Raw genomic sequence first — 13,020 nt, forward strand, 5'->3', positions numbered from 1 at the left:
GCAAGATATCGCAAGCTGCAGGTCCAACTGCAACGCTGCTTCATTCACAACAGCGACACAGATTAGAGTATATCCGTCGGCGAGTTCAGCAGAATGTAGAGACCGACGCAGACCATGATATAGGGCGCGATCTTTTCTAGCCGAGTGACGCGTGGACCCAGTTTCTGCGCATGAGGCGCGCCCCAGGCAGCAACGGCTGCCAAACTTGCCGAGGCACAGCCCGCACCAATCAGAGCCGCCAGCCGGAACGCAGGACTGGAATCTGCCAGCAAGGGTGTCATCACGGCGAATGTATCGACGGACAGGCTGAGAAACAGTGTCACAACCGAGGTCACAGCGCCCTTTGGCGTGTCGTCTGTTTGCTCAACACCTGAAATCTGGTGCCAGATACCGCGCAGGCCAAGTGCCAATGGAACGATCCCAAGATACCCGATCCACTCTGGCAAGCCGCTCTGGCTTAGGCCTGTTGCCACGGCTAATGACAGGCACAGGACAAGCCCATGCGCGACGGCGAACCCCACAAGCGAGCGGCGGTGATCCATCACCAGCATCAGCCCCAACAACACGGCCAGATTGTCGAGATTGGTCGACACCATCACAACCCCGGCCGAGATCGAAAAGAGAAGATACTCAAGCATCAGCTTTGGCCATCCCGGCCAAAACGGCCTTGGCGGCGCGTAGGCCCGGCGCCTCACCACCGCGGCCCAGACGATCCATCGTGACCGCCATGGCCTCACGCTGGGCCTCCGGCTGCGCTGCAACACGTTCCAGGGCTTCGGCGATCCGGTCGGGCTGGCAATCGTCCAGCAGACACTCTGGCACTGTCCGCGTGTCCGAGACCAGATTGACCAGCGTCGCCGTGTCCAGATGCACCATCCGCTTTGCGATCAGAGTTGTCAGCCAGTTGAGGTTATAGGCAATCACCATCGGCGTGGCCTGCGCCGCCAACTCCAGTGACACAGTCCCTGACGCGGCCAATGCCAGATCCGCCGCCGCAAAGGCCGCCCGCTTTTGCGTCACCGCCTGATCCGAGGGCAGATCACGTGGATCAACAACCACTGGCGATCCGGGCCAGTTGCGCAAATGATCGGTCACGGTGTCGACCATATGGGCCACCGCTGGCACAACAACCCGCGTTTCGGGGCGGGTTTTCAGGTAGAGCGAGAGCGCCTCGCCAAAGACAGGTGCAAGCCGGTCGACCTCGCCCCGGCGCGACCCCGGCAGGGCCAGCAACAGCGGCGCATCCCCCAGATCATAGGCATCACGAAAGGCCTTGATATCCGCCTCCGTCGCCTGCGGTTCGCTGGCGACCGGATGGCCGACAAAATCGCACTCCATCCCCGCGCGCTCCATGTAGGGCGGCTCGAAAGGAAGCAGAGCCAGAACGTGATCGATCACCTTCGCCATCTTGTCCGCTCGACCCGGGCGCCAGGCCCAGACGCTGGGGGCGACATAGTGAACAGTGCGAATGTCGCTGCTCGCCTTGACCAGTTTGGCCACTCGCAACGAAAAATCCGGGCTGTCGATGGTTATCAGAACATCTGGTTGGGTGTCCAATACCGCCTGCGCCGTCTCAGATATCCGGCGTTTGAGGTGGAAGAACTTGGGCAGCACCTCAACCAGGCCCATGACGCTGAGTTCGGACATGGGAAAGCGGCTGTTCAGACCCTGCGCCTGCATCAACGGCCCGCCAACCCCGTCAAACGCGACGTCAGGGACCAGCGCCTTTAGGCCCTCCATCAACGCGCCGCCCAGCCGATCGCCCGAAGGTTCCCCGGCGACCAGAAAAACGCGCATCAGACGACCCGCTCGCGCACATAGAGGAACAGGCCAAGGCGGTTGCACTCCGCGATCACGTGATCCCGTCGCAGCACCATCACGCCACCTTTTTCGATAACGATGCCCGTGAGACCCGCGGCCACCGCATCGGTAACGGATTCCGGGCCAATGGCAGGCAGATCAACGCGCCGATCCTGATCGGGTTTCGGACCTTTGAACAGAACCCCGCCGCCCGCATCCGGGCGCTGGGTTAGGGATTGCAACATCCAGGCTGTGCCAAAAATGCTCTCAACCGCCAGAGCCTGGCCTTTGGAGACGGCACAGGCCTGACCGATATCGGCGCTGCCCATCGCGCGCAGAATACCTGCGGCGCGGTCGGCATCTGCCAGATCACCCTCGGACGGGTGCGCCTCGGTCAGGCATCCCAGCGGAGGCAGCAGATCAGGTGCGATCTCATGCGCGGCTTTGACGACCAGGCCCGCATCTTCAAAGATACCGATCACAGCGCGCAAAGCGCCATCATCACCCGACATCATCGCCTTTTGAATGATCGGCACCAAAGGCATCGTTGCGGCATCAATCCGCGCTGGATCGACTTTAGGCCGCTGCACCGCACCCGCCATGCAGATTTGCGTCACGCCGCGCGCTTTGAGATCCGCAAGAAAGCTGCCGAGCTGCTCCAGTCGGAAAACGACATCCGCCGTCAAGTTCTCAGGCTCGAACCCCTCCATCGCGCAGACCAACGGACGGTCTGGCAGAGCGTCCACGACAGCGTCTGGCAGAACACCCGTCCCTGCGATCAAAGCAAGCATTTAGTTATTTCCTCGGCGTCAGGAACGAGCGATCTGATTGACCGGTGACGAACTCGACAATGCGTTGAACAAATTCACTGTCGGTGTCCTTGCCTGCGCGATGGGCGCGTTCCTGAAAGGTCCCCTCGCCGCTGGACAGTTCCTTGAACGCCGCCCGCAGTGCCGAGATATCCTCACGCGACACACCGCGCCGTTTAAGGCCGACAAGGTTCAACCCATCCAACTCGCCACGCGGCGCTTGCACCAGACCGTAGGGAATAACGTCATTGGGCACCATGGTCAGCGCACCGATGATGGCACCGCGACCGACGCGGACCCACTGGTGCAGGCCAGAGATACCGCCAACGATTACGTCATCTTCGACGATACAATGCCCCGCCGCGCCCGCATGGTTCACCATGATCACGCGGTTGCCGATCTGAACGTCATGGGCCACGTGAACTCCGGCCATGAACAAGCAATCGTCACCGATCCGAGTCACACCACCACCGCCTTCGGTGCCCGTGTTGATGGTCACATGCTCGCGGATGCGGTTGCGCTGGCCGATCTCAAGCCGCGTATTCTCGCCGCCGAATTTCAGATCCTGCGGGATCTCACCGATCACCGAGAAGTTGAAGATGACAGTATCGTCGCCGACCGAGGTATCACCTGTGACGACCACATGCGTCTTCAGCTCGACCCGGTCGCCCAGTTTGACCTGAGGGCCCACGTAGCAGAACGGACCAATCACACAGTCCTGACCGATCTGCGCACCCTTTTCGATGATTGCGCTTGGGTGAATACCGGTCATGTCGTTTTTTCCATGTCCCAATCGACATAGGCCGAGAATTCAGCTTCGGCTGCGACCTCACCGTCGACGGTGGCGCGTCCATTGAACTTGAACAGCTTGCCGCCCTTCTTGCCGCGCAGGGTTTCAACATGCATTTCCAGCACGTCACCCGGCACTACTTTGCGGCGGAATTTGCATTTGTCGATGCTCATGAAATAGATCAGCAGCTCGGTATCAATGACATCCATGCCAACGCCCAGCATCACGCCCGAGGTCTGCGCCATCGCCTCGACAATGGTGACGCCCGGCATGATCGGCGTTCCAGGGAAGTGGCCCTGGAAATGAGGCTCGTTCATGGTGACATTCTTGATGCCACGGGCCGATTGATAGCCGTTGATGTCGACCACCTTATCGACCAGCAGAAACGGATAGCGATGCGGCAATATCCGCTGAATCAGCTGAATGTCGGCGCTTTTGGTTTCCGTCGTCATCGTTCACTCGTCCCGTTATTTGGATGTGTCAGTTTCCGCGTGGTTAGCAATACCGGCCCCCGAGGGCAAGCGAACCTATTCGCCTGTGCCGTCCTGCAGGCCGGTTCCATCGCCAATTGCGGCATTGATGCGGGCAATCGCATCATCGGTAATGTCGGAGGTGTCGGCGCTGAGGAATACATTTGCGCGTTCCAGCACTACCGCGGCCCCCGTCTCGCGCATAAGTTCGATCAGAACGGGCTGCGCCAAGGCGTAAAACGTTTGGCGGCTTTCTTCGCTACGCCGGGCCAAAGCGTCCAGTTTGGCGCGCTGGCCTTCGCGATGCGATTGCACCTTTTCGTCGAAGGCCTGCGCAAGAGGGCGGAAATCCTCTGGGGCCAACTCGGCGCGCTTCTGCGTTAGGTCTTTCTCTTCGCTGCTGAGTTCCGCGACGATCCGCTCATTCTCTTCCGCGAGCTGCGCGCCTTCGGATTCGATCTCGCGTAACACGCGCTGGCCGAACGCCGAATCCGCAAACAACCGGTCGCTTGAGATGGTCAGGACCAGCGGATCACGCACGCCCAATTGCTGCGCCGCTGTTTGGGATGCAAGCACAAGGCCCAGCAAAAGGCAAAGGGCCCGAACCGGGCCCCATGCGCGTCTAAATATTCGCAACAACATGCCGGATCAAAACCGAGCCTGAACGGTCAGGTCGAAATTCTGTTCCTTGTCGAAGTCTTCCTTCTTCAACGCTTTCGAGAAGTTGAAGCGCAGCGGGCCGAACGGAGTTTCCCACAGAACCGATACACCGATGACGTGACGAATAGAGCCATCCGCACCCACAATATTTGCACCTGCGGTGTTTACGTCATTGATGTTGTAAAGGTTGCCGACGTCGTAGAACAAACCGCCCCGCAGACCCAGTTCTTCCGGCAGTCCCAAAGGGAAGTCGCTTTCGAACCGCGCCACCCAGTAGTAGTTGCCTCCGATAGCGTCGTCCTGCCCGTTGGATAGATCACGCGGGCCAAGACCGGCAGGTTCAAACCCACGGAACGTGTTCGGCCCCAGAACGAAACGGTCGATGGTACGGCTGAAGTCATTCCCCGACCAGTGAAGCGCACCGGCCTCAAGTGTCGCGCGCAGAACGACCTCTTCGTTCCATACACGGGTTTGCGCGATCGTGCGCGCTGTGGTCTTGAAGTACTTGTTGTCGCCACCCAGACCGGCTGCATCGAAACCAAGTTCGAACAGCACACCCGCATTCGGGTTCAGACCGCCGATACGGCTGTCATAGACATAGGTCAGGCCAAAGCTGCTGTTGACCCGCTCACCCTGTGCGATCTCCGATGTGATGACCGCACCGTTCGTCTCGTTGTCCTGCTGGGTCATTTCCGAGCGTTCCCAGCCATAGCGCACACGCAGGGCCGACAGTTCGCCGATCGCATAGGTCAGCTGAGGGTTAAAGAACAACCGGTCCGTATCGTAGCTGGCAAAGCTGGAGTTCGTCGTCGCGACACCAAGACCCAGGTCAAAACGCAGTTTGCGGCCCAAAAGGTACGGCTCAGTAAAGCTTAGCGAGTATTGCTCGGAGTCCTGAGCAGTCGAGATGGTCAGACCAAGGTTCTGCCCCCGGCCCAGAAAGTTCGATTCATTCAGGCCGATTGCAACACCGAAACCATCCGAAACCGAGTAGCTACCACCAAGGCTCAGCGAGCCGGTAGGCTGTTCCTCGACATCCACATCCAGGATCACCTGGCTTGGCGAAGACCCTTCGCGCGGCTCGACCTCTGCGTTGGCAAAGAAACCTAGTGCGTTGATCCGCTCAGCCGCTTGACGGATTTCACGTGGGTTGAACGGGTCGCCTTCCACGGTGTCGAACTGACGACGGATCACCCGGTCCAGCGTTGTTGTGTTGCCCTCGATATCAATCCGTTCCACGAAAATCCGTGGCCCACGGCTGAGGACGAATTCCACATCCAGCGTCAGATCACGCGGGTTGCGTGTTACGCGCGGTTCGACCCGCAGGAAATCCACGCCCTGCTTAACACCCAACCGCTCCTGACGCGCAATCGAGTTCTCGATCAGGGTCGGCGAATAGGTCACGCCCGGTTTGATCTTCAGAGCATCCTGATAGATCGACGGATCCACACCCGGGATCTCGCTTACGGTCGTGATTCTGCCGAACGAGAACTTCTGCCCTTCGGTGATATTCATGACCAAGAAGAAAGCATCCCGCTCGCGGGTGAATTCAACATTGGCACTGTTCACACGGAAGTCGACATAACCACGTGACAGGTAGAAATCCCGGATGACCTGTTTGTCGAACTCGATCCGGTCCCCGATGAACGTATCGTTGCGGAAGAACGTCCGCAGGAAGGTCGCCTGTTTGGTCTCAAGCACGCGACGCAGGCGGCGGTCCGAGAAGGCACGGTTGCCGACGAAGCTGACACGTTCAACCTCGATCGTGGTACCTTCTGCAACTTCGAACACCAGATCGACGCGGTTGTCGTTTCGGCGGATTACGCGCGGAATTACGGTTGCCGAAACACGACCTTGGGCGGAATAGACTTCGGCAATCAGATCGGCGTCCGCCTCGGCTGCCTGCGGAGTGAAAACACGGCGCGGCTCGGACGAGATCACATCCAGCAAAAGGTCATCTTTGACGCGGCGATTCCCTTCGATGCTGATCTGGTTGATCGTAGGGTATTCCTGCACCTCGATCACCAGAGTCGTGCCTCGAGGTGTCAATTCGACTGTTTCAAAAACACCACTGTCAAGCACACGCTGATAGGCGTCGTTCAACTGACCGGCCGAAACCGTCTGCCCGGGTTCGATTCCCGTCCGTTGGATGATTGTACCTGTCTCGATGCGCCGGTTCCCCTCAACCTCGAAGGAGTTGATGGTAAAGTTTTGCGCCTGCGCTGCATGCGGCAAAGCCAGTAAACCCATTGCCGCAGTAAGAAAAAGAAATGATCGTGTGCGCCACAAAATCTTGTTTGTTGTCATCTGCCCTCCGCAGGATATACCCGCGCCTCGCCCGTCAGCCATTTTTTCTCTACCCAAAAATTTAGGACTTAATGCTGAGTAACGAGATTGAATGCGCTTGTCAAAACTCCAAAACCATCGGGGCGACGATAGGTCACCTGACACGCATTCTTCTAAGGTTTTTGGGGAATCAGAGACCGGCGAGATAAGCGCCGCCAGCAAGCGCCAGCGCCGTCAGACCAAAGCACAAAAGCACATCCCAGTTCAGAACAAACAGGACGCTGACACTCTGATAGGATTTTTGAATAGCTTTGGTCATGGCCGCCTCATTTCAGCGGCTATTTTCTACCTTCGAAATGAGGCATCAATGCGGCGCAATTGCGCCGCTTGCGCCACAATCAGCAAAATAGATCGTTACTGACCGAGAAGACCATGAGGCTGAGAACGACCGCAATCCCGAGGGTCATCAAAATCCGCAGGGCTTTGTCGCTGGGCGGTTTGCCCGAGACCGCCTCATAGGCGTAGAAGACGAGGTGCCCTCCGTCCAACGCCGGGATCGGGAACAGGTTCAGAAGACCCACGGCCGTTGACAGCACCGCGATGAAGAAGATGAAGTTCTGAGCGCCTTGGCTGGCCATAGCGCCTGAGGTCTCGGCGATACCGATCGGACCCGAGATGTTACAGGTGCTGATCGCACCGGTAATCATGTGCCACATGCCGGACAAAGAACCTTCGATGATGCGCCCGGTCTGACCCACGCCACCAACCAGCGAATCCCAAAGCCCCGCGGGCTCGGTCGCGGGTTGCAGCATCATGCCGCCAACGATCCCGATCCGCCAATGGGTGACGAACCCGCCATCTGGCTTCGGTTCATCGGTCCGGCGCGGAGCAAGCGCGAATTCAAGCTCGGCCCCGTCACGCCAGACGTTCAGCAACAACACCCGACCGTCCGAGCCTTCGACATGTTCTTTCAGCTGCTCGAAGGCAAAAATTGGATCTCCATCGACCGAAGTAATGACGTCGCCCCCTTCCAGCTGAATATCAAACGCCGCACTGCGCGGTGTGACCTGCTGAATCAGCGGCGGGAACAGCCACGGGGCTGAGACATCCAACGTTTCGCCGTCGCGCAGGACCCTATAATCCAGCACCGGCTCGACCGGCAGCGCGTCCGTGAAATCACTCCAGGCGCCTTCTTCATCGAAATCAGGGACTTCAATCCCGGCAATGGCCAGAATCTCATCGCCCTCCCGCAGCCCCTGCTCTGTTCCCGGCAGCGGCTTCAGTTCGCCAACCGTCAGCGGCTCACGCGTGACGCCCTGAGACCAGAAGATCAGGCCAAAGACCAGAATGGACATGACGAAATTGAACACCGGCCCCGCCGCCACAGTGGCCGTTCGCGCCCACAAGGGTGCGCCGTGCATTGTATGGCGCAGATATTCCGGCTGTTGCTGCGCGATGTCATCCATCGCGTCTTCATCCTTGCCCGAGGCCGCATTGGCATCGCCAAGGAACTTCACATATCCACCAAACGGCAACAGCGCGATCTGCCATCGCGTGCCGCGTTTATCCACGCGGCTCCACAGAACAGGGCCGAACCCGATCGAGAACACCTCGGCATGAATACCGGACCAGCGGCCGACGATGTAGTGCCCGTATTCGTGAACCGCGACGATCGCGGACAAGGCAATCACAAAGGCCACAATCGTCCAGAGCAAATTTCCGAACTGAGGGATCAGCGAAAGTACGTCCAAAACTCTATCCTGCTCGTTTGATCACGGCTTCATCCGCCCACTTCCGTGCGAGATGGTCCGTTTGCTGTACGTTATCAAGGGTCAAAGGGGCGTTAATAAGGCCATCTTCGGCATCAAATCGGTCCAGAACGCATGAGACGACATCCGCCATGGTCGTGAATCCGATTTGGCCTGCGATGAAGTGATCCAGCGCGCGCTCTTTCGCCGCGTTAAAAACCGCCCCGGACAGACCTCCACGCGCCATCACGTCTCGGGCCAGTTTCAGCGCGGGATAACGGTTCAGGTCGGGATGGGAAAAGCGCAACTGGCTGAGCTGCGCCAGATCCAACCGCTCAACCGGCAGATCGCGCCGTTCGGGCCAGTGCAGAGCATAGCCAATTGCATGCCGCATATCCGGTGGACCCAGATGTGCCATCAGCGCCCCGTCCCGAAACCCGACCATCGCATGCACAATGGATTCGGGATGTACCAAAACCTCGATCTGAGCGGGGTCGAAGCCAAAGAATTCCCGGGTTTCAATGACTTCGAGCGCTTTATTGAACATGGATGCACTATCAATCGTGATCCGCTGCCCCATGTCCCAGTTCGGATGTTTGGAGGCCTGCGTAACGGTCGCGGACGCCAGATCCTCGAGCGGCCAATCCCGGAACGCCCCGCCGCTTGCAGTGATGATCACGCGTTCGACCGCGTCCATATCCTCACCGACCAAAGCCTGAAATACTGCCGAATGCTCACTGTCAACAGGCAGCACACGCGCATCGTTCTCGCGGGCCGTCTGCAAAACCAGGGCGCCCGCACAGACTAAAGTTTCTTTATTGGCAAGCGCCAGCGTTGCCCCCTGTTTTAGCGCCTCAATTCCGGGGGCCAGACCGGCGGCGCCAACGATCGCGGAAAGCACCCAGTCCGCGGGGCGCGCGGCGGCCTCAACGATCGCGCGCTGACCCGCCGCCACCTCAATCCCGCTGCCCTGCAACGCATCGCGCAGGTCATGTAGCCGATCCTCAAACGCGGTGACCGCGAGTTGTGCGCCAAGCCGCTTCGCATCCTCGGCCAGTTGCTGGATATTCGCGCCACCTGTCAGGGCGACCACGTCATAGGCTTCGATATCCCGCGCAATGAGGTCAATCGCATTCTGACCAATGGATCCGGTCGCCCCAAGGATCGAGACCTTGCGCATCACATCGCTCCGGGTGCGTAAACCAGCCCTGCGATCAGCACAAACAAAGCCGCGCCCATCATGCCGTCAAATCGGTCGAGAAACCCGCCATGCCCCGGTATGAGGTTCGAGCTGTCTTTGACGCCGAATTTCCGTTTGACCGCGCTTTCACAGATATCGCCCGCCTGGCTGGCCATGGACGCCAGAACCGAGACCAGAACGAACGGTACCCCGAACCCGCCATGCATTGCGAAACCCGCGCCAATCAGGCCCGCCGCGACCCAACCACCTGCCGTGCCCGACCATGTCTTCTTGGGGCTGACCTTGGGCCAGAATTTCGGGCCACCAATGGCCTTGCCCACGAAATACCCGGCAACATCCGTGGCCACGACAACCGCGATCAGCCAGACCATCCAGCCGAAGCCCATGTTTTCACGGATGGAGATGAAGCCCAGACCAGCGCCTGCAATCCACAAGGCAAACAGAAAGTACAACCCGCGCGAACGGGTGACTTGCCCAGCACCGACCAGCGCCGGAGCCACCAGAAACGGTAGCTTGTAGAGTGGCGGCACGTGATAGCTGATAATCACCGCAACCCCGGACAGGATACCGAGCTGCACGGCCATGCCGCCGCGCTGCGGTTCGATCATGCGTACCAGTTCCCAGGTCATCAAACCGCAGGCAACCGCGATGAAGCTTTCAAACCACAACCCGCCCAGCCAGACCTCAACGGCGCCAATTGCGACCAAAACGACTGCGGACAGAATCCGTGCTGTCAGATCAGACCATCGGCCTTCGCTCATGCCAGAACCGCTCCGAAACGCCGCTCGCGCGAGCCGTAGTTCCGGCATAGACGCTCCAACTCGGCTGCGGTGAAATCCGGCCAGAGGGTGTCGATAAATTCGTACTCGGAATAGGCGGACTGCCAGAGGAGAAAGTTCGAAATCCGCGCCTCTCCGCTGGTGCGAATGACAAGATCGGGATCAGGAAGAACGCGCGTATCCAGATACTTGGGGAGGGTCTCTTCATCCACATCCTCGGGCTTTAGCTGCCCTTCGGCCACATCCCGTGCAAGACGTTTCGTGGCCCGCGCCACCTCATCTCGGCCGCCATAGTTCAACGCAACGGTCAAATGGACCAAATCGTTGTCCTTCGTCGCCTCTTCCAGCGAATCCATCAGATCGATCAGCTTGGCATCCAAGCGGACCCGATCGCCGATAAAGCGTACGCGAATGCCGTTCTCGGCCAGAGTGCGGGTTTCCTTGATGATGTAGCGCCGAAACAGGCTCATGAGGCCAGCCACTTCGACCTGAGTCCGCTTCCAGTTTTCCGTCGAAAACGCAAAAACGGTTAGGTATTTGATGCCCAACCCCGGACAGGCCTCGACCACCTCACGTACGCGCCGCGCACCTGCGTGGTGACCAAAAAGCCGAGGGCGGCCACGCGCCTGCGCCCACCGACCATTGCCATCCATGATAATTGCGACATGCTTTGGGCCAGTCTGCACGTCCGTATGGGGATCTTTGGGCATCAGTACCGGCTCAGACCTGCATGATTTCCGACTGCTTGGTCTCAAGCGCGGCATCAACAGCTTTGATCATCGTGTCGGTCAGATCCTGAACTTCGCTCTCCCAGAACTTCTGGTCATCTTCGGACATTCCGTCCGATTTCGCTTTCTTGATCTGATCCATACCGTCCCGGCGCACGTTACGGATCGAAACCCGCGCGCTTTCGGCATATTGCCCGGCAACTTTGCCCAACTCGCGGCGGCGCTCTTCGTTCAGTTCCGGGATCGGCAGCATGATGATCGTGCCGTTCAGCTGCGGGTTGATGCCCAGCCCGCTTTCACGGATCGCCTTTTCAACCTTGCCCACAAGGCCCTTGTCCCAGACATTCACCGTCACCATCCGAGGTTCAGGCACATTGACCGTGCCAACCTGGTTGATCGGTGTCATCGAGCCATAGGCATCCACCATCACCGGCTCCAGCATCGAGGCCGAGGCCCGCCCGGTGCGCAGAGAGGCAAATTCAGTTTTGAGATTGGACATCGCGCCGTCCATGCGGCGTTTCAGATCGTCGGTGTCCAGTTCGAAGTCGTCAGACATGCTGCTCACTCCCCGTCTTCAAGTGCTGTTTGGATGGGTCTTAAGCCATCGCATTTGGGATGTATAGCAATCATGAGCATGAATTGTGGCAATGACCAGAACTGTTTCGGTCCTTTTGCCGCCCAGAAGGTTAAGCCAGGGCAGTTCTGCCCCGGCTAATTTTTTAATCAGGCGTTTACGTCGACAACGACGCGGCCCTTGACCTGACCTTTCAGAATATCCGCACCCAGCTGCGGTAAATCGGACAGAGCGGCCGGATGCACCATAGCCTCCAGCTTGTCCATCGGCAGGTCGGTCGCGATGCGCTGCCAAGCCCGCAGGCGGTTGTCATAGGGCTGCATCACGCTATCGATCCCCAGAAGGTTCACACCGCGCAGCAGGAAGGGAATCACTGTTGCAGGCAACCCCGCACCGCCAGCAAGCCCAACCGCGGCGACCGAGCAGCCATACTTCATCTGCCCTAGAACACGCGCCAGCATGTCACCGCCAACTGCATCGACACAGCCCGCCCAGGTTTCGCTTTCAAGCGGGCGTTTCGTGGTTTCGTTCAGCTCTTCACGCGGCACGATGGTCGTGGCGCCAAGCGATTTCAGGTAGTCGCCGGTCTCGGGACGTCCGGTCACAGCTGCGACCTCATAGCCCAACTTGCCCAGAATGGCCGTCGCCACCGACCCAACGCCGCCTGCAGCACCAGTCACCAACACAGGCCCACGATCCGGCGTCAACCCGTGATCCTCCAGAGCCATCACCGCCAACATGGCCGTAAACCCGGCTGTTCCAACGGCCATCGCCTGCCGAGCGTCCAGACCATCCGGCAAGGGCACCAACCAATCGGCCCGAGCGTTAGCCTTTTGCGAATATCCGCCCCAATGGGCCTCACCAACACGCCAGCCGGTTAGAACCACCTTGTCACCGGGCTTGTAACGGTCATCCGAAGACGCCTCGACCGTTCCGGCATAGTCGATACCGGGAATGTGCGGATAGTTCCGAACCAGACCACCACCCTTGGCCGACAGGCACAAACCGTCCTTGTAGTTCACCGTCGAATACTCAACAGCAACCGTTACCTCTCCGTCAGGCAGATCCTCCAGCGAGAGCTGCTTGACCGAGGGGCTGGCCAAACCGCTTTCTTCATCCTTTTCCATAACCAAAGCATTGAACATATTGCTATCCTTTCATTTTTGGCGGCCAGC

General features: G+C 59.0%; 14 protein-coding genes. All 14 read right to left on the minus strand.

Going from position 1 to position 13,020, the window contains the following annotated elements:
• Positions 1 to 62 precede the first annotated feature (62 nt).
• The 14 genes from ACRZ95_RS01260 to acuI all read right to left on the minus strand — a co-directional run bounded on the left by ACRZ95_RS01260 (position 63) and on the right by acuI (position 12,990).
• Positions 63 to 638: a hypothetical protein gene (locus ACRZ95_RS01260; protein WP_170676089.1), complete on the minus strand. Its 576-nt coding sequence runs from the start codon at positions 636 to 638 to the stop codon at positions 63 to 65.
• The gene (gene lpxB, locus ACRZ95_RS01265; RefSeq protein WP_170676090.1) at positions 631 to 1,797 is read right to left on the minus strand and encodes a lipid-A-disaccharide synthase; all 1,167 of its coding nucleotides are present in this window, start codon (positions 1,795 to 1,797) and stop codon (positions 631 to 633) included. Before lpxB ends, ACRZ95_RS01260 begins: the two co-directional genes overlap by 8 nt.
• Positions 1,797 to 2,591, minus strand: a complete 795-nt coding sequence (locus tag ACRZ95_RS01270) for a UDP-2,3-diacylglucosamine diphosphatase LpxI domain-containing protein (RefSeq protein WP_170676091.1) — start codon at positions 2,589 to 2,591, stop codon at positions 1,797 to 1,799. The genes lpxB and ACRZ95_RS01270 overlap by 1 nt, the downstream gene beginning before the upstream one ends.
• A 4-nt stretch (positions 2,592 to 2,595) precedes the next feature.
• Positions 2,596 to 3,381, minus strand: coding sequence for an acyl-ACP--UDP-N-acetylglucosamine O-acyltransferase (lpxA, locus tag ACRZ95_RS01275; protein ID WP_170676092.1), 786 nt, complete (start codon positions 3,379 to 3,381; stop codon positions 2,596 to 2,598).
• Positions 3,378 to 3,851, minus strand: a complete 474-nt coding sequence (gene fabZ, locus ACRZ95_RS01280; RefSeq protein WP_170665096.1) for a 3-hydroxyacyl-ACP dehydratase FabZ — start codon at positions 3,849 to 3,851, stop codon at positions 3,378 to 3,380. Before fabZ ends, lpxA begins: the two co-directional genes overlap by 4 nt.
• Before the next feature lie 75 nt (positions 3,852 to 3,926).
• The gene (locus tag ACRZ95_RS01285; protein ID WP_480554400.1) at positions 3,927 to 4,445 is read right to left on the minus strand and encodes an OmpH/Skp family outer membrane protein; all 519 of its coding nucleotides are present in this window, start codon (positions 4,443 to 4,445) and stop codon (positions 3,927 to 3,929) included.
• A gap of 72 nt (positions 4,446 to 4,517) precedes the next feature.
• A complete protein-coding gene (bamA, locus tag ACRZ95_RS01290; RefSeq protein ID WP_480554402.1) occupies positions 4,518 to 6,836 on the minus strand; it encodes an outer membrane protein assembly factor BamA in 2,319 nt (772 codons plus the stop codon).
• A gap of 169 nt (positions 6,837 to 7,005) precedes the next feature.
• Positions 7,006 to 7,134 (minus strand): hypothetical protein, encoded by a 129-nt coding sequence (locus ACRZ95_RS01295; RefSeq protein WP_419737989.1) that lies wholly within the window; start codon positions 7,132 to 7,134, stop codon positions 7,006 to 7,008.
• 79 nt (positions 7,135 to 7,213) lie between these two features.
• Positions 7,214 to 8,566 carry an RIP metalloprotease RseP gene (gene rseP / locus ACRZ95_RS01300; protein WP_170676093.1) on the minus strand — a complete coding sequence of 451 codons (1,353 nt, stop codon included), beginning with the start codon at positions 8,564 to 8,566 and terminating at the stop codon, positions 7,214 to 7,216.
• Positions 8,567 to 8,570: 4 nt separating this feature from the next.
• Positions 8,571 to 9,743, minus strand: coding sequence for a 1-deoxy-D-xylulose-5-phosphate reductoisomerase (gene dxr / locus ACRZ95_RS01305; protein ID WP_170676094.1), 1,173 nt, complete (start codon positions 9,741 to 9,743; stop codon positions 8,571 to 8,573).
• The gene (locus ACRZ95_RS01310) at positions 9,743 to 10,525 is read right to left on the minus strand and encodes a phosphatidate cytidylyltransferase (protein WP_170676095.1); all 783 of its coding nucleotides are present in this window, start codon (positions 10,523 to 10,525) and stop codon (positions 9,743 to 9,745) included. The genes dxr and ACRZ95_RS01310 overlap by 1 nt, the downstream gene beginning before the upstream one ends.
• Complete coding sequence (locus tag ACRZ95_RS01315) at positions 10,522 to 11,253, minus strand: isoprenyl transferase (protein ID WP_170676096.1); 732 nt, start codon at positions 11,251 to 11,253, stop codon at positions 10,522 to 10,524. Before ACRZ95_RS01315 ends, ACRZ95_RS01310 begins: the two co-directional genes overlap by 4 nt.
• A 10-nt stretch (positions 11,254 to 11,263) precedes the next feature.
• A complete protein-coding gene (gene frr / locus ACRZ95_RS01320) occupies positions 11,264 to 11,827 on the minus strand; it encodes a ribosome recycling factor (RefSeq protein ID WP_170373774.1) in 564 nt (187 codons plus the stop codon).
• Between the two features lie 167 nt (positions 11,828 to 11,994).
• Positions 11,995 to 12,990: an acryloyl-CoA reductase gene (gene acuI / locus ACRZ95_RS01325; protein WP_170487026.1), complete on the minus strand. Its 996-nt coding sequence runs from the start codon at positions 12,988 to 12,990 to the stop codon at positions 11,995 to 11,997.
• Positions 12,991 to 13,020 lie beyond the last annotated feature (30 nt).

The organism is Ruegeria sp. AI3 (assembly GCF_056541245.1).